This window comes from Thiomicrorhabdus indica, from assembly GCF_004293625.1.
GTDB lineage: Bacteria > Pseudomonadota > Gammaproteobacteria > Thiomicrospirales > Thiomicrospiraceae > Thiomicrorhabdus > Thiomicrorhabdus indica.
In genome coordinates, this window is record NZ_CP033040.1 from 717,739 (window position 1) to 735,490 (window position 17,752).

16 protein-coding genes are annotated in these 17,752 nt (G+C 41.1%); 7 read left to right on the forward strand and 9 right to left on the reverse strand.

From position 1 onward, the window contains the following. Positions 1-60: 60 nt before the first annotated feature. From D9T12_RS02940 to ectA, 5 genes are all read right to left on the reverse strand, one after another. Entirely contained in the window at positions 61-780 is a 720-nt protein-coding gene (locus D9T12_RS02940) for a TIGR01621 family pseudouridine synthase (protein ID WP_130536775.1), read from the reverse strand. Positions 781-885: 105 nt separating this feature from the next. Beyond that, entirely contained in the window at positions 886-2,340 is a 1,455-nt protein-coding gene (locus D9T12_RS02945; protein WP_130536776.1) for an aspartate kinase, read from the reverse strand. A gap of 368 nt (positions 2,341-2,708) precedes the next feature. After that, positions 2,709-3,107, reverse strand: a complete 399-nt coding sequence (locus D9T12_RS02950; protein ID WP_130536777.1) for an ectoine synthase — start codon at positions 3,105-3,107, stop codon at positions 2,709-2,711. 144 nt (positions 3,108-3,251) lie between these two features. After that, positions 3,252-4,517, reverse strand: a complete 1,266-nt coding sequence (ectB, locus tag D9T12_RS02955) for a diaminobutyrate--2-oxoglutarate transaminase (RefSeq protein ID WP_130536778.1) — start codon at positions 4,515-4,517, stop codon at positions 3,252-3,254. Positions 4,518-4,624: 107 nt separating this feature from the next. Next, entirely contained in the window at positions 4,625-5,188 is a 564-nt protein-coding gene (gene ectA, locus D9T12_RS02960; protein ID WP_130536779.1) for a diaminobutyrate acetyltransferase, read from the reverse strand. Between the two features lie 554 nt (positions 5,189-5,742). Here ectA and D9T12_RS02965 point away from each other — a divergent pair. Together D9T12_RS02965 and D9T12_RS02970 are read left to right on the forward strand one after the other, a co-directional pair. Continuing rightward, positions 5,743-6,639, forward strand: coding sequence for an alpha/beta hydrolase (locus D9T12_RS02965; RefSeq protein ID WP_130536780.1), 897 nt, complete (start codon positions 5,743-5,745; stop codon positions 6,637-6,639). 34 nt (positions 6,640-6,673) lie between these two features. Then, positions 6,674-8,905: a putative bifunctional diguanylate cyclase/phosphodiesterase gene (locus D9T12_RS02970; RefSeq protein ID WP_130536781.1), complete on the forward strand. Its 2,232-nt coding sequence runs from the start codon at positions 6,674-6,676 to the stop codon at positions 8,903-8,905. 9 nt (positions 8,906-8,914) lie between these two features. Here D9T12_RS02970 and D9T12_RS12530 read toward each other — a convergent pair whose 3' ends face one another. Further along, positions 8,915-9,046, reverse strand: coding sequence for a hypothetical protein (locus tag D9T12_RS12530; RefSeq protein WP_276318994.1), 132 nt, complete (start codon positions 9,044-9,046; stop codon positions 8,915-8,917). 131 nt (positions 9,047-9,177) lie between these two features. Continuing rightward, positions 9,178-11,118 (reverse strand): ATP-binding cassette domain-containing protein, encoded by a 1,941-nt coding sequence (locus D9T12_RS02975; protein WP_130536782.1) that lies wholly within the window; start codon positions 11,116-11,118, stop codon positions 9,178-9,180. A 221-nt stretch (positions 11,119-11,339) separates the two neighbouring features. Between D9T12_RS02975 and D9T12_RS02980 the strand changes: the two genes are divergently transcribed. The 4 genes from D9T12_RS02980 (at position 11,340) to D9T12_RS02995 (ending at position 15,034) form a co-directional block, all read left to right on the forward strand. After that, positions 11,340-12,764 (forward strand): ATP-binding protein, encoded by a 1,425-nt coding sequence (locus D9T12_RS02980; protein WP_130536783.1) that lies wholly within the window; start codon positions 11,340-11,342, stop codon positions 12,762-12,764. Positions 12,765-12,778: 14 nt separating this feature from the next. Next, positions 12,779-13,510: a response regulator gene (locus tag D9T12_RS02985; protein ID WP_130536784.1), complete on the forward strand. Its 732-nt coding sequence runs from the start codon at positions 12,779-12,781 to the stop codon at positions 13,508-13,510. A gap of 182 nt (positions 13,511-13,692) precedes the next feature. Further along, positions 13,693-14,142: a hypothetical protein gene (locus D9T12_RS02990; RefSeq protein WP_130536785.1), complete on the forward strand. Its 450-nt coding sequence runs from the start codon at positions 13,693-13,695 to the stop codon at positions 14,140-14,142. Positions 14,143-14,485: 343 nt separating this feature from the next. Further along, positions 14,486-15,034 carry a cytochrome b gene (locus D9T12_RS02995; RefSeq protein WP_130536786.1) on the forward strand — a complete coding sequence of 183 codons (549 nt, stop codon included), beginning with the start codon at positions 14,486-14,488 and terminating at the stop codon, positions 15,032-15,034. 697 nt (positions 15,035-15,731) lie between these two features. On the opposite strand, the gene D9T12_RS03000 is transcribed toward D9T12_RS02995, so the two are convergent. Both D9T12_RS03000 and D9T12_RS03005 read right to left on the reverse strand, forming a co-directional pair. After that, positions 15,732-16,460: a spermidine synthase gene (locus D9T12_RS03000; RefSeq protein ID WP_130536787.1), complete on the reverse strand. Its 729-nt coding sequence runs from the start codon at positions 16,458-16,460 to the stop codon at positions 15,732-15,734. After that, complete coding sequence (locus D9T12_RS03005; RefSeq protein WP_130536788.1) at positions 16,457-17,044, reverse strand: redoxin domain-containing protein; 588 nt, start codon at positions 17,042-17,044, stop codon at positions 16,457-16,459. The genes D9T12_RS03000 and D9T12_RS03005 overlap by 4 nt, the downstream gene beginning before the upstream one ends. Positions 17,045-17,119: 75 nt before the next feature. Between D9T12_RS03005 and D9T12_RS03010 the strand changes: the two genes are divergently transcribed. Then, positions 17,120-17,752, forward strand: coding sequence for a thiopurine S-methyltransferase (locus tag D9T12_RS03010; protein ID WP_130536789.1), 633 nt, complete (start codon positions 17,120-17,122; stop codon positions 17,750-17,752).

Consider the following 17,752-nt stretch of genomic DNA (forward strand, 5'->3'; position numbering starts at 1 on the left):
AATAAGTTTTGGGAAGAATTGTTTTTAAGTAATGCTTGAAATTATGCCAGAGTTAACGGGTTATTTGCTTGCCTTAAAACAATTACCGGCCGGTAACCATTGATGAATTTGCTGTTGAGTTTCTGGAAGTACAAAATATTCTCCAAAGCAAGGGGGACAGTTGACGGAAATTTCTTGATGGTTCCAATCAAATTCCAATGCAAAAGCGTGTAGATAGCCACGATCAAACTCACTAGCCTGTTTGGCTTCTTGATAGCGCTTATCCCCTAGAATAGGTGAGCCTAAACTTTTCAATGCTACTCGCAATTGATGGGTTCTTCCAGTGTGCGGTTTAAGAAGAAATAACCGTAGTTTTGGGCGAATTGAGGTAGAAATAAATTGTGTCACTGCAGGGTTATGCTTGGTTGGCAATAATTTATAGTTTCCACGACGCGCAGCCTCCATGTCTCCTTTTATCCATCCCTGTTTTTTTTTCGGTTTTTGGTTGGCAAGTGCTAAATAATATTTCTGGATTTGGTGGTTTTGAAATAGTTCACTGAATTTCGCAGCCGCTTCAGAACTTTTTGCAAAAATTAACAAACCAGAGGTCATTTTGTCGAGTCGATGCACCGACCATAGTTTTTCAATATTGAGAGCTTTTGCTGCCCAATCAGCGACGCCTAAAATATAACCGTTTTGGGTTTGCTTGCCATGAAAATTCATACCGGCCGGTTTATTGATAATTACAAAATCCGGATGATCATAAACTAAGTTGTTTGGTTCAAAATGAGGGAGTTGCATTGTCATGCTCCAAAAGAAGAAAAAGCGACTTGGAAAAGCCCAAGTCGCTTTTTTAAGCGTCGATAAAAATCATTTTATCTTAGGGTCTGTTAAAGGTAACTGAGCCTAATGTTTGGCAATTGCGTTGCCATGATTATGCACTTCAATTAAAGTTTCATGCAGGGCTTTGACAGCGGTGGGGTAGCAATCGGCATCAACAAAAATCTGCATTTCAACCTGACGCGTATTTTGGTGCATCGCTTCAATATTGATACCTTTATCTGCCAAGCTGCTTGTTGCTTGAGCCAATAATCCTTGAACACGCATATTTGAACCCATTGCGGATACCATGCAGAGTTTGCTAGTAGTAATTTGTGCTGATGGAAAAGCTTCTTTTAGTTGGCTAGTTGCACGACTTACTTTTTTCAAAGAACCATCAATGTATAAAGTGATGGTATTGGCATTGAAGTCTTTGGAAACCACTTGGCACTGAAGGCGTTTGGTAATTTTTAGAATATGCATTTCATAGTCATTGACCTGATTCACCATTTCTTGGTCAAAAATCTCGACGGCGATCAAGCGCTCCATGCCGGCGATGATTTCAACCATTGGCTGTTCTGATTTATAGTCTGCGGTAATCAGTGTTCCGTGGTGGTCAGGCTCGAATGTATTCATAATGCGCAGTGGAATATTTGCTTGACGCAAGCCTTTACCAGCACGAGGGTGAATAGCTTCCATGCCTAAGTTTGCCAGTTGGTCGGCAATGTCATAGCTCGTTTTCCCAATTGGCACTGCGCTATCTTCACCGACTAGACGAGGGTCTGCTGATGATAGGTGAAATTCTTTGTGAATTACGGCTTCGGCTGCCTTTAACATCACGGCAATACGGCTAAAGGTCATTTCAGAATAACCGCGATCAAAAGTCGAGATTAAGTTTTCTGAACAGTGGGCATAACCGGTGACAATTGGCAAAGTCGTTGTGAAATCAATATCTGCAAAGGCTTTTAAAATGTGTTCATCGAGTGGCATTTTTTCGTTATTATCCCAGCCCGATAGGTCGATAAAGGCGGTATCAACCCCATGATTTTTAAGTAGTTCGGCTAAATTGTAGGCTGAATGAGCCTCTCCTATTGACGCTAAAAGTTCACGTACAGTGAGCAAGTGTTCACTCAGTTCAAAGTGGCCGTGGCTACAAATATCATGCAGATTGATTAGTACTTCGCGGGTATCAGTGATACGCTCGTCAATAAATGCATTGGCGTGCTTAAGTTGCTCGGAGTTTGAGAATAACTCTGAGTTAATTTTAAGTAGTTCCGCTCGAAGAGTTTCAAGTGACTCTTGCCAGGCGCTGTTATTGTCACCACGCGCAAATAAACCGTAAACACCTGGTTCGCCAGTTTTTTTGTGTTCAAGTAAAAGGTTGGTGACGCCGCCATAAGCCGATACAACAAATGCTCGGTTATATGGAGTTTCTGGGTACAAAATAATATTGTCACGCACCGCTTCATAGGCACTCATTGAGGTACCACCGATTTTTTCAACACTTAAGTTAGCTGGTGCGGAGTTTTCTGAATTTGACATGATTTGTACAGTCTCGTAAATAATTGTTTAAAAAGGGAATCTCATTGAATGAGCACCCATTAAAAAATGGGCGCTATTTTACCGATTGTCAGCAATCTTGTGAATGCTTAGTTTCATTAATTTTCACAAAACCTATTGTTGTGATGGCGTGCAAAATCAATTAAAAAGAAGCTATGCCCAAAAGAGTTTTGAGCTTAATACAGCTATACAAACATCGGTTCAGTGCAATCTGTCATGAATGGTTTATCAGTCATTTTGAGATTTAAGGTGAGGGGCGTGTCTGCTTAAATGCGTAGCGAGTCTTTCAAACTAAGGACAGAGTGAATAGCCTTAGTTCAAAAGCAACGGTGAAAATATTGTCGGGAGTATTACGACTCGGCTGGCAGATTGTAAGAGCCATCTTTGTCATGCGTCTCACGACCTGTTACCGGTGGATTGAAAACACAAACCATCCGCATTTGCACACCTTTGTTGGCACTTAGAATGTGTTGGTCATGTTGATCCAGTGCGTAAACCGTACCTTCTTTAATTTCGTGGGTAATGCCGGTGGCTTTGTCGTAAATCTGACCTTCACCCTCAATGCAGTACACTGCTTCTAAGTGGTTTTTATACCAAAGATGTAAATCTTCACCGGCTTTGATCAGGGTATCGTGTAGAGAAAATCCCATACCGTCTTTGGCTAGTAATAAGCGGCGGCTAGTCCACTGTTTTGAATCTACGTCTGAGTCTGTGCCAATAATGTCGTCGTATAAATTTCTTACAATCATTTTTCGTCCTAAAGTTTTTAAATCATCTTCTTAAACGGGTAAATTGGATAAAACAATTTCATACTGTGATTCATAAAGGCTTTATGGCAAGCCTTTATGAGGTTGTGTATCGATTTGTTTGTTCAGTGTTTTTTGTGAGACTGCTTAGTAGTCTGCTTTATTACTGCAAGTTTCAATGGCATTTTTCAAAATATCAAAACCTTCGTGAATCAGCTCTTCGGTGATGACGAGAGGGCCTAAGAATTTAATGACATTACTTTCCGAACCTGCGGTTTCAATAACAAGACCGTTTTCAAAGCACTCAGAGCAGATATTTCCACAAAGCTCAGCATCGCGGAATTCTATTCCCCAGATAAAACCAAGACCGCGCACATCCTTAGTAAGATGTGGGAACGTTAAAGCCAAATCTTGCATACGCTCTTCGATAATTTTCGATTTTGCTTTGACTTCATTTGAGAAACTATCATCAGACCAATATTCATTGATGGCTGTCGTTGATGCCACAAAGGCAAGGTTATTTCCACGGAAAGTCCCAGAGTGTTCACCCGGAGACCATTTATCCAACTCTGGTTTCATAAGCACTAAAGACATCGGGTGACCACCGCCAATCGATTTAGATAGCGTTACGATATCTGGTTGAATGCCTGCACGTTCAAAGCTAAAGAAGTCACCTGAACGGCCATTACCAACCTGAATGTCATCGGCAATCATTAAGATGTCAAAGTCATCACAGATTTTGCGTAGTTTTTTCAACCATTCAGCATCCGCTACGTTAATGCCACCTTCTGCTTGGATGGTCTCTAATACGATTGCTGCTGGCAATTCTGTTCCCGAAGAGTTGTCTTCTAGAATTTTGCGAAGATACGCAATTGTATCGACTTTATCGCCAAGGTAATTATGGAAAGGCACTTGATAGGTGTAGCCAGGAACGCCATAGCTGTCATCATGGTAATACTGGTTCCCAGTAATACTCAGAGACCCCATAGACATGCCATGGAAACCATTGGTGAAACTCATTACCTGTTTACGACCTTTGACTTTACGCGCAATTTTTAAAGCGGTTTCAATGGCATTGGTTCCCGTTGGGCCAACAAACTGCAGCTTGTAGTTTAAGTGACGAGGCTGCAAAATTTTGGTGACAAAGCTTTCAATAAAGTCTTTTTTCGCCACTGTTCCCATGTCTAAAGCGTGACCGATACCATCGTTTTGCAGATAATTAATTACGGCTGAGTTAATGTGTTCGTTGTTGTGGCCATAGTTTAGCGCTCCAGCACCAGCGAAAAAGTCGATATAGCGTTTTCCTTCGGTGTCCCAAATTTCCGCATTTTTCGATTTTTCAAAGACGGTTGGAAAAGAGCGAATGTAACCACGAACTTCGGATTCATAAGTGTTAAATATTTCTAAAGGCATAGTGTCCTCGTTTGTAAATGTAGTGTTTTTATTATTGTTAAACGTAATAAAAATAGTTGTAATTCTTATTACGATTTTATGAATTTAGTTGTGTGACTTGTCTTAAATTAAGTCATAAGTTTGTCGTGTAAAAAGTCGTTTAAAGTTTCACCGGCCGGTGCAAAAAGCTTGTATTCATCTTCCGCTTCGTGGTCGCTGCCAACAAAGTGTTCTTCGGTCAGGAATTTTGAGACTTCAAGCTGTAAACCAAAATATTTGCCCAAACTTTTAAAGACGCCTTGAGATGCAAGGTTGCTTGGACTAATGGTGCAACTTATGGTTAATAGCTTTGACTGACGTTGCCTTTGTAGCTCTATTGCTTGTGTAATCTGTTGGCGAACCAGTGCCTTAGCAACGCCTTGCCCACGACCGTTTTCGCCGACCACTAGCTGCCAAACAAACAGTTCGGTTGGTGCGTCGGGGCGCATGTACCCTGAGACAAAGCCTAGAATTTCTCCATCTCTTTCTGCGACTACACACGTGTCTGCAAAGTGTGAGCTTTGCAAGAAATAGAGGTAGCTGGAATTCAAATCCAGTGGAGGAGAATTCTTGATCAATTGGTGAATGTGAATGCCATCTGCAAGTGTGGGACGGCGATAAATAATCGTTAAGTTATCGGTATCAGACTCCATAATAATCACAATCTAAGGTTAAAGATGAATCTTTGACCAATCGCATTTGGGTCGTAAACTGACCTCGAACAAAATAAGTTTTGAAAAATACAAAAGACGTATAGAACTCATTGGTATCCATGAAATCGATCATGGCATGAGTCTTTCGATTGATCCTGAGCAATGCCCTAGGGAATAGACTTGACCGATTTTGACGGTCTAAAAATGTGCGTCTAAACGCAGAAGACAGCAATGTAATTGCAGTTGAATAAAAGATAATAAATCTTTGGGGTAGTTAAAAACGTCCCTTATGTTAACAAACTCAGAGATTATGTCAACTGTCAATAGTTTTAGGTGGTGTGTCTTGGCATTGATAAAATTTATTGAGTGGACATTATTTTTTGTTGTCGTAATATCCTTAAAAAATTTACCGGTTTATAAAAAACTGTTACTTTCAGTAGGGTGAAGGTATTGGGTTGATGAGTAACTATTCAATTCTGGAAAAACCATCGTTAAAAATGAGAAGTGTTAGGGGTCGTTGAAAACTAATTTGACAGACTTCTAGGGGGTGGGGTGTGAATGATCTGATTAGTACGAATTTTGTTAAGTCTTTTTTGTTATCAAGTTTTTTCGTCTTGTTTTTGTCTATCAGCACTGTGCAAGCTGAGACTGTGACTAATGTGATTCCTTCTCTAGGTTTGATGGCACAAGCGGAGTATAAAAAAGGCGATTCGCGCAAGCCGGTTGCTTTGATTGTCCATGGTTTTTTGACTACAAATCAATTCCATACGGTGAAAGCAATGAGTCAAGCCTTAAATGATGTGGGCGTGGCCACGCTAAGCCCTACTTTGACTTTGGGAATTGAGCAGCGAAAAGAGTCGGTAAAATGCCAGGCAATCCACACTCATACTCTAGAGGAGGACGTTGCTGAACTTGATGCGTGGGTGCAATGGTTGAAGAAACAAGGTCATGAAAAGATTATCTTGGTTGGGCATTCAAGTGGTAGCTTAGACGTTCTAGAATATTTTAATCGTTACTCTGATAAATCTGTGGTGTCTGGTATATTCACAAGTATGTTTTATTTGAGTGGTCCTGAATTGGGAACATCAAGTGATGAGATGACATTTGCTAAAAATGCAGTTGCTTCGAACCAAAAAAAATTACGCAAATATCATCTGAAATTTTGCCAAGGGGATTATTTGTCGACACCTGAATCGTATTTGTCTTATGTGCGTTTGACACGTGATTATGTCATTGAGTCAATGAAGAATCTTGGCATTCCGACGACGACAATAATGGGTGGTAAAGATAAGCGTTATCAAAGTGTTGGCCAAAATTGGCTCGATGACTTGAGAAGTACACCAACCCAGTTGGTAATCGTAGCAGGCGCTAATCATTTTTTTTCAAGTGAATATGAATTTGATCTTCAAGATCGACTGGTTGAGTCAATTCATAAACTCATTGATCAATGATCCATTAAGTAATTTCTGAAGTGAAGGAACTACGTTGAAAATTCCAGAAGGACTCATTCGACCGATTCGATTTTATTTTGCTGTTTTTTTAACCTTGTCAATTTTGGGACTCTTGATTATTAATTTTAAACTCTATAATCAAGGTGAGCAAATTCGAAAGGCTGTGGTGGAAAAAAACCAGGAGCAGGCGGCTCTTGAAATGCAGCGAGTTTTAACCTTTTCATTGAATGACTTGCAGAGTAAGCTTCGCAAAATTTCTGAATGGGATGAGGTTTTCCAGCAGTTGCGAGACCCAAGTTATTATTTTTTCTGGCATGACGAACGAATGCAAGAGAGTCGTTATTTTCATCCGTCTTTTTCTAATCTTGAACTTTATAACGCTGAAAAAACTTTGTTAATGCCAGCATCACCTTCCAAAGGTTATGACAGCTCACTTCCCCAGACAATTGACAATTTGCAATCCATGGTTGTCTTTCGGGATTACAACCCTCCGCATTTGAATATTTATGAACCTATTTATCAACGTGGAAGCCGAAACGTGATTGGTTATGTCGGTGTGTCGGTTGATATTGTCGACTATCTCCTCCGAGAGAACACGTTCTATCATATTGAAAAGACTTCGATACGTCTTCATGGTTCTGGATCGGTTTCAAGTCGCGAAATTCAGGAACTTATCCAATTTAAGCCTGTACAAAACCCTGTAAGTGATGAGCTTTGGGAGCTAATTAAAAGTTTTATGATGGACATGTTTGTGTTTTTATCCATGGCCACGATTTTGATGTACTTTATTTTCAATTTGGCGTTTTACTCTCCTATTCAAATGTTGTCGCTCTATATTGAACGTCTGCAAAAACGAAGTGGAGAGATCAAGCCTCCAGAAGAGCGATTCCTTTTAAAAGAATTTGAACAGCTCAAGCAATCAATCTATTTGTATCATCAAAACTTAAATAGAGCTCAAGCTAAGCTTGATGAGCAAAATCAAATCGTCTGGGATCAGGCACGTCGTGATGTCTTAACAAACATATATAATCGCCGCGCATTTGATGAAGCTTGGAATGGGGTTCTTTATCAGTATGCAAAAGATCCGATTTCTACGACATTTATTTTGTTCGACTGCGATTTCTTTAAAGCATTAAATGATACATATGGTCATGAAGTTGGGGATGAAGTCATTCGATTGACGGCCAAAACGATTCAAGATCATCTGCCACTGGAGTCGCCAGCCTATCGTATTGGTGGGGATGAATTTGCAGTGATTATTCAGAATAAATCAGCGCAAGAAATTCAGCAGATTGCGCAGGTTTGCTTAACCGCTTTGGCAAATGCAAATTTCGCCCAGCTAGGGGTTAAAGAGATGGTGACTTTTAGTGTGGGTATCAGCCAAGCGGTTCCCGAGGAAAATAATGATGTCGCTAGTTTGCCAAGACAAGCTGATATTGCGATGTATAAGGCAAAGCAGTCGCCACAAAATAAGATTCAGGTTTACCATCAACTGCTTGATCGAGAAGCTCAAAGTTTAGTGTCAAATCAAGTCGTTACCACCGTAATGAAGGCGGTAGAATCAGGTGTTGGAATTGCGATGCATTATCAACCAATTGTTAATATGCAGACGTCTGGTATGTATTATGAAAGCTTGGTACGTTTGCAGGATGAAGATGGCAGCATGGTTTTTCCAAACGATATTTTTAGTGTCGTTAACCGCCGCCGTTTAGAGGTGGACTTTGACCAACAGGTTATTAAAAAGGTCGTCGAAGATTTGCAAAATGGTGTGATTCCCAAAAACACAGGGGTTTCTGTCAATGTATCCGCAAAGACTTTGTTACAGCCCGCGTTCGTCTCACTGTTTGATTCTATGGAGGCTTATTTAAACGACTATAAACTGGTGATTGAGGTGACCGAAAATTCGCTTGTTGATCATATGGAGTATGCAAAAGATGTGTTGAATGAGTTACGAGAAAAAGGCTTTAAAATCGCTTTAGATGACTTTGGTAGTGGCTATTCATCTATTCGTTATTTAGCACACATGCCGGTTGATATTATCAAGTTCGATAGAAGTTTGGTGTTGGCGTTATGTGAAGGAGATTCAAAAACTCGTAAGATTGTACAATCGACGGCGAGCATGATTCTTGAGGCAAATTACCAACTGGTTATGGAAGGGATTGAAGATGAAGCGATGCAAGCCACTTCGCTTGAAGCGGGCGCGACGCATATCCAGGGGTATCTGCTTGGTAAGCCTTCAAGAGAGCCACAGTCGGTATCGTTGTAGCGTTTCTTGCTACTTAGCAACTTCTTGTTGCGTGTTTTGGTTTGCTTGGGAAATCGCCACCTCAATGGCTAAGACTTGGATCTTAATTAAGTCTTTTTTACGAGATTCAAAAACTTGTTTAATGATTTGAAAACGGCTCATGATTACTTTCCTATTGAATTTTTCATATTTGGTTTATTCAGGATTTAGCATAAGCCGTGCCAAATTTAAGTGTCGTATTTTTGGCAGATTCTAACTGACGAATTTTACTCGTCAAATTCTCTGTTTTAGCTTTATTCAAGCATTGATTCCAGTTCTTCCCAACGTTCAAATGCGGCTTCTAACTCATTCTCTTTGGCTTGCAATTCTGCCAACTTTGCTTGCACAGTTTCTTGATCTTTTGAATAGAAGTCCGGTTGAGTCATTTCTTCATTGAGAGTTTCAATTTCGGCCTCCAAATCTTCCAATAACTTAGGCAAAGCATCATATTCGCGTTGGTCTTTGTAGCTGAGTTTTTTCTTTGGCTTGTGAGTGCTGGTTGCTGGTTTTTGTGCCGTAGACGGTTTACCTCCGGCCGGTGAAGGTTTACTGTTGGATGAATTAGCGGGTTTATCCGCTTTTGCGGTTTCAAGATAACGGACTGGGCGTTGACGAAGCCAGTCGTCATAGCCTCCGACGTATTCATTGACATCACCTGGCGCATCAAACACTAGGGAGCTTGTACACACATTGTTCAGAAACTCACGGTCGTGACTGACAATTAACACGGTACCAGGGTAGTTCATGAGCAACTCTTCTAAGAGTTCAAGTGTTTCGACATCCAAGTCGTTGGTCGGTTCATCGAGAATTAACAGGTTGGAGGGTTTGGCAAATACCCGAGCCAATAATAGGCGATTTCTTTCTCCTCCTGAAAGGGCTTTTACCGGCTGGCGAGCGCGATCAGGTGAAAATAAGAAATCTCCTAAATAGCCCATAACGTGTTTACGTTGGCCATTGATTTCAACATGGTCGCTTTCTTCCAAGACACTTTCAACCACTGGCAAGTTTTCATCAAGTTGTGCGCGGTGTTGGTCAAAATAGGCAATTTTTAGATTGGTGCCCAATTTGATTTTGCCAGCTTGCGGCTCAAGTTTGCCAAGTAGTAGGTTTAAGAGAGTTGATTTACCGCAGCCGTTTTGGCCAATGATTCCAACTTTATCACCGCGCATAATCACGCTTGTAAGGTCGCTCACAATTGGCTTGTTCGGGAAGTTAAATGTCAATCCGGTAATTTCAATGACTTGTTTTCCAGAGGTTGCAGCGGTGTTAGTTTGTAAGTTGGCTTTACCTTGTTGACTGCGACGGGCTTTATGTTCCTCACGCAGTTTTTCTAATGCCCGAACACGACCTTCATTACGCGTTCTGCGGGCTTTGATTCCTTGGCGAATCCAAGTCTCTTCTTGCGCCAGTTTTTTGTCAAACTCGGCATTTTGCTTTGCCTCAGCCTCGAGCCATTCTGTTTTTCGTTGCAGATAAGTTTGGTAGTCACATTCCCAGTTAGAAAGATTGCCTCGATCCAATTCGACAATGCGGTTTGCTATGGCTTGTAAAAATGAACGGTCATGCGTGATAAATACCAAAGCGCATCGAATTGAAGTTAAGAAACCTTCCATCCATTGAATTGATGGAATATCCAAGTGGTTTGTTGGCTCATCCAGCAGTAAGATATCCGGTTCTTGGACAAGCGCTTTTGCAAGTAACACTCGACGTTTCATACCGCCGGAAAGGGTTGAAAATTCGACATCAGCCGCTAATCCGAGTTTGGAGATGACTGTGTCGACTTTTTGATTCAACTCCCAGCCATTTTTTGCCTCGACTTCTTGCTGAATTTGTGTGAAGTGGTTGAGCGTCTCTTCGGAGGTGTCGGATTGAAGCTTCAGGCTTAATTTGTGGAATTTATCCAGCAAGGGTGCAATCTCTCCCAAGCCTTGCGCAATAATGTGGAACACTGACCCGTGAGTGTCATGTGGCACTTCCTGTTGTAGTTTTGCAATGCGCAAGCCATCTTGCAAAATGCGGCTGCCATCATCGGCTTGAATGGCTCCTTCGATGACTTTGAGAAGGGTTGATTTGCCTTCACCATTTCGCCCGACAATACAGACTCGATCATTGGGTTCAATTTGCAAACTGATTTTGTTGAGCAGTGGAGCTGCACCAAAACTGAGTTGAATGTCGCGAAGGTGAAGCAATGCCATAAATTAAGTCCTTAAATTATTTAGTCGACTATATACCGGCCGGTAAAAATAAATTTTTGCAGATTATAAACGATAGGATTTATAAAGGGTTAAAACGGGTCAAAACAGCTCGAAGCAACGTAAAAACGTATCGGCATTGCATAATCTTTGCAACTTTACCGGCCGGTAATCATTTATGATGAAATTGGTCGTTTGAGTGGGTGAGTTGAGCTTGGTGCATTATGGGTATTCGAACAAAAGTTATTCTGTTTTTATTGGGGTTTGGATTTGTCATTTTGGCAACATTGCTCTGGAGTAATCAATTTGTTTTGCACAAAACCATGTTGCACTATGTTGATCAGAGGGACCAGCAACGTTTAGAACGTTTGCAAACTAACTTCCAGATTTTTCTTCAATATGAACCTTTCAGTAAAGCCATTGAGGTACCAGAGCCGCAGTGGCGAAAAATCCTACATCTTTCGCACCGTATTGATTTAAAGCAGATGCCGAGCATGATTCCTTTAGTGCTTCGTGAACCCCGTAGACGTTCGCCGCCTCCGGACGAGTTTGAGCGTCGAGTGAGCTTGTTGACGCCAGAGGGGCAAGTTGTTTATGGGCCACAAATCGATAAAGCTTGTCATAAGTTACCGGTCTATCTCGGCGATCAACCGATTGCTTTGATTGCTTATGCTCCATTACAAGAACTTATTCAGCAGGCAGACATTGAATATGCTCAATCACAATTGCGAGTTTTGACGATTGGTGCGATTTTGATTACTGGGTTGGCATTGATTTTACTGTGGCCTTTAGCCAACCACTTTTTAACGCCAATCCGCCAATTGAATAAAGCCATGCATCGCTTAGCCAGTGGAGATTTGACCGGCCGGTTAAATGTTCAGCGTAAAGATGAGTTTGGAACTTTGCAAAGGGATTTCAATTACTTAGCTAAAACGTTGGAAGCTGCACAACAGAGTCGAAACCAATGGGTGGCAGATATTTCGCATGAATTGCGTACGCCTTTAACCGTTTTAAATGGCTCGATTGAAGCTATGAGTGATGGTATCCGGCCAATGAATGCCGAAAATCTCCAAAAATTGAAGCAAGAAGTTTCGGTGTTGCAACGACTTATTGAGGATCTTTATCACTTAAGCTTAAGTGATGTTGGTGCTTTGCAGTATTCTATGGAGAAGCTCGACTGGAATGGTTTGATTGCTCAAGTTGTGACCTCTATGCAAGATAAAGCGCGGCATAAAGGTTTGAAAATTCAAACGAATATAGCATCGAATGCGTGGGTCTTTGGTGACCGCAATCGTTTAAATCAGATGCTAAGTAATCTTCTGAAAAACTCTATGGATTACACAGACTCCTTGCAGCAAAACGGGAAGCCAGGTGTCATTGAAGTGAAGCTTATGGAAAACCCTGAGGAATCGGAATGGATTTTAGAAATTAACGATAGTGCTCCAAGCGTCGATGAGGCAGAATTAAAGAATTTAACACAGCGGTTTTATCGCACAGAGCCTTCTCGAAATCGTCGCACAGGTGGCGCGGGGCTTGGCTTGGCGATGGTGAGCCAAATTGTCCAAGCACATTCAGGAAGCATGCATTTAAGTCAATCAAAATTGGGTGGCTTAAGTGTGAAAATTCAATTTCCAAATTTAATTGATTAGAAGGTGTAAGTTTAATGGCGGATCTGAGTCATTCCTCCGCAGTCTCTCCAGTACTGCGTGAGAAAATTTTATTGGTAGAAGATGAACCTGAAATTGCACAGCTTCTGATTGATTATTTGGAGTCTTATGGCTACCAAACGCAGCATTTTTTGTCTGGTGAAGGTGTTCATGATTGGTTAGCTGAAAACCAAGCTGATTGTGTGTTGTTAGATATTATGTTGCCAAATGCGGATAAATTTGGCGATGGTTTGCAGTTATGTCGTGAAATTCGTCAAACAAGTCAAGTGCCGATTATGATGTTAACCGCTAAAGTGGAGGAGATTGATCGAATTCTTGGGTTGGAATTAGGCGCGGATGATTATGTGTGTAAGCCGTTTAGCCCCCGTGAGGTCATTGCCAGAGTGAAAGCCTTGCTTCGCCGCAGTCACTTGTCTAAAACGAAAAGTGGTCCCCCAAGTGAATGGCATTTGGATGAGGCAACTTATCAAGTTCATTATCATCAAAACCACGTTGAATTATCAGCCGTTGAATTTGCAATTATGCGAACCCTCTCGTCGGCAGAAGGAACGATTTTTTCGCGCTCTCAGTTGATTGATTCCATTTATAACGATCATCGAGTGGTATCTGACCGAACGATTGACAGCCATATTAAAAAGTTACGTCAAAAATTAGCGGCAACCTTTGGCGAAAATGAATGGATACAGTCGGTATATGGTGTGGGTTATAAGTTTGTTATGGTGGATTAGTGCTTGAATATTTCTCTATAGTCAGGCTTTTTGAGCATGAAAATAAAACTCAATCATTGACCTAATAGGTTGCACAAATAAACAATTTCCTTGCATAAAGTTTGCACTTTGTTTTTTCACAATAGAAATCAAGCGGAAAGGCATGTTGGCCTATCGCGGGTGTTGAAACAAGGAGAAGTAAAATGAATAAATTTACAAAAGTTGCAGGAATTATCGCTCTAGCCTCTGTGACAGGTTTAGCGGTTGCAGGTGGTTATGGCTGTGGCATGAAAGGTGAGCAATTTAGTCAAAAAGCAGAATATTGCCAAATGATGAAAGGTGAGCGACAAGGGTTTCACCATAAAATGCATCATGGTAAATCATGTGATGCCAAATTTGGCCATCAAAAAAATATGACGGCTGAAAAACGAGAAGCGTTAATGCAGTTAAAAGTCGAAAACAAGTTAGAGCGAATGACTCGACATCTTGATTTGACGGAGGAACAGCAATCGGAGATTCGTTCGATTATGCAAACTACGCAACAGAAAAAGTTTGAGTTAAAACAGCAAGTGCGTGAACAAATTGATAAAGTGTTAACCGACGAACAAAAACAACAACGTGAAGCGTTTCGTCAATCTCATAGAAAATCATAAGATAGAACAAAATTAAAAAATCACCGCCGTTTGGTTTCGCTGGCCATTCGGCGGTTTGTTATGGAACCTCTGATTGAATCAGATTAATTTCTGGCAACGCCAAATTTTTCAGGTCAAGGCGTGAAGTTGCAGGAATGTCTAGACCTTGCAAAACTTCGCAATGCAGAAATGATAAATTTGGCTAAGCCCCTATGGGCGAGGACTTCTAGTCCGATTCTTTGTTGTTGTGACCCTTGATCTTAGAATAACTAAGGTCGGCGTGCCACGCCTAAAATAATCGGACTAGAAGTCTCGCAGAATTTCAATTTGATTCAATCAGAGATTCCTTATGGAGGAGAGAAACATGGATACACCAACAGCATTGAGCAAACAAACTATTGTTTTGCACTGGATTGTCGCGATAGGGATGATTGTTATGTTAGCGGTCGGAGTTTACATGGAAGAAAATAAAGCGTATGAGCTTTATCCATTGCATAAATCGTTTGGCGTGTTAATTGTGGTGTTTGTTTTATGGCGAATCTATTGGCGTGCCAAAAATGGTTGGCCTACGCCTGTTCGTCAATACCGGCCGGTAGAAATTAAACTCTCCAAAATCGTTCATTGGTTATTGATTATCGGAACGATTCTAATGCCAATTTCGGGCATGATGATGTCTGGTTTAGGTGGGCATGGGATTCCGTTATTTGGGTTGGAATTGGTAGCAAGAAATCCTGATCCAGCTGATCCATCAAAAGTTATTGCATTGAATGAGACGCTGGCTCAAGCAGGTAAAGCGATGCATGGTTTAGGTGGCAATGTTTTGATTGCCGCAGTGCTGTTGCATATTGCTGGCGCGCTTAAACATCACATGATTGATAAAGATAATACGCTTAAGCGAATGATTGGGAAATAGAAACTATTAGAGAGCTTTGCACGAGATAATAATTAACCAAAATTGGCTAAAATCCTGCCGAGCTTTGTTAAAAATCTTGCGAATAGCTAGCTATTCCCTGCACTTTTTGCCTAGCTCAACAGAATCTTTTCTCAATTTATGCTTTAACTCTTACTCGTGCAAAGCTCTCTATTAGCATGATTGAATTATCAGTATGCGTTTTTAAAAGACGCTGCAAGTTCGTCCAAGAACGCTCTTGTTCGCCATCCATGGCTTACAAAGCTTTTAAAAACGCATTCTGATAATTTTGAACGGTTTCAATTTTGGCTCTGTAAATTTTCTGATGGTTATGTGACTTTGTTCACACTCTAAAAACCGACAATAATCAGATTTCTCTAATAGTTTTTCCGTCGCTGATTCAAGTTATAACAGGAATTAAAGAAAAGGGCGGTTAAATGCTGAGCGTTTTCCCTTTCGCAGAGATTGGTTAAATTCACTTAGCGTACGCATGCCGCTTTATGACAAACTTGTTCGATGCTTGCTTGCAAGCAAGTTGTGAGGCATAGGCGTGCCAGCTTAGTGAATTACCAAGAACGAAGAGGTGTGCCCTTTCTTTCGCCTATTTCTTTGGGCACGCAAAGAAATAGGCAATGTAAAAAATTTATAGAACTTATTTCTTGTTAATGAACTTAAGTTAATTTTTATCGTCTTCAGTGATTTATTTCTGTCTGCGATCTAGACAATAAATCAAATTGGCCGTTGAGCGCATGAGATAGGCGTTTTGTTTTTTAGCAAAACGTTTTTGGTTTTCCCAGTAATTTCGAATTTGTGCGGTTTCTTCGGTGGGCTCCATTATTCGATTTTGATCAAACCGATTCCACAAGTTAAAAATCAACCGGCCGGTAGGTTTTAAACACGGTTGTAGGTTTTGATGGAAATCAACATTGCATAGCTCAGAAGGAATCCCTTGGCTATCAAATAGGTCAACCATAATACAATCATAGGCAAACTCTACATTGTCTTCACATTGCTGAGCCAGTTCATCGATAAAAGCTATGGCATCGGCTTGAACGGATTCGATTTCTGGTACATCTGGAAGTTGAAAATATTTGTAAGCCGCATCAATCACAATCTGGCGAAGTTCAACAATGGTCATCTGTAAATTTGGCAAACTGTGATAAAGATGATGTGCCATTGTGCCGCCGCCCATGCCAAGCATTAATACTCGATAGTTTTTGGGATGTTTTAAATCAAGATAGTGGTCATTGACAAGCGCCACCATTTTTTGCTGATATTCAAAGTTTAGCGTCATTGGCGCGTTGCGATAGATGCAGCTTTGCTCAACAGGGGAGTCGAAATGCATCTTTCGAACTGTGCGAGTCTCAATCACACTGAGCTCTCCAAATTCATCACGTGCTTTATGAATGACTGTTCCACCATATTTCACGGTGTCACCTCTTGGGTTGTTGGAGCTGAATTAGTGAGGCTAGACCACCAAAGTCGTAGACGTAGCCCAAGCTCGGAACTAAAACCGACTTCAATGAATTCAATTTCACCTTTTGCATTGACAATGAAATCTGCTGGGACGGCTCTTGCACCAAAAGCTTGCATCCATTTGCCATCAAAGTCATTGACGATGAAGTTGGGTGTGAGTTGGTTTTGTTCTGCATAATCTAGTATGGCTTGATTGTCGCCTGATTGTGTCGCGATACTAATCACCGTGTAGTCATTTGCAATGGATTCAACATTGTCACTGGTGAATTTACAGATGGGACACCAAGTCGCCCAAATATGAATCAAAACCGGTTCTCCTTGTGCGTTGATTGCTTGTAAGTCAATACTTTCGCCAGTGATGCTTTCTAAACGCATCTCAGGTGCTTTGCCTTCGATCACATCTCCCTGAAAAAATGGGCGCAAAGCTAAATAAATGGCAAAAAACACCATGACGGTCAGCAGGTTTTTGCCCCAACTCTTTTGCCAAAAGGAGGGAGGCGAAGGTTTTGATTCCGGTGTGTTTTGCGAATCGGACATAGGTGTTCACCACTTGGTAGAAATTTAATAAACGGGAAGCTATTATAAGGCCCAAACTATATTTAGGAGCAGACAATGCAAGCAGATTTTTGGCATGAGATGTGGGAAAGCGGCGTGGTCGGTTTTCATCAGAAAGAGATTAATCAGTTTCTTCAAGATTTTTGGCCAAAGCTTGAATTGCAAGGCAACGAAGAAATTTTAGTTCCTCTTTGCGGTAAGTCGTTAGATATGCTTTGGCTTAAACAACAAGGGCATAAAGTACTCGGTGTGGAGTTGTCGCAAAAGGCTTTGGATGAATTTTTAGAAGAAAATAATTTGCCAGAACAGCCAACCAATCATCCGGCATTTTGTGGGTATGAGTTGCCGGAAATGCGTTTATTGTGTGGAGACTTTTTCCATTTGTCGGCTGAAGATTGTCAAGATGTGAAAGCAATCTATGACCGAGCTGCGATTGTGGCTTTGCCACCTAAAATGCGCAAGGATTATGCAGCGCACCTTCAAGAAATCCTACCGGCCGGTACAAAAATTTTAATGGTGATTATGGAGTATGATCAAAGCCAAATGGCTGGCCCGCCGTTTTCAGTCAAAGAGACTGAGATTGCAGCCTTATTTGCGGATTATCAAATTGAGCATTTGACAGAAATTGAGTTCCAGCGCAAAGGATGTCCGGTGAATGAAAAAGTGTTGCTTTTATCGCCCAAAATTTAA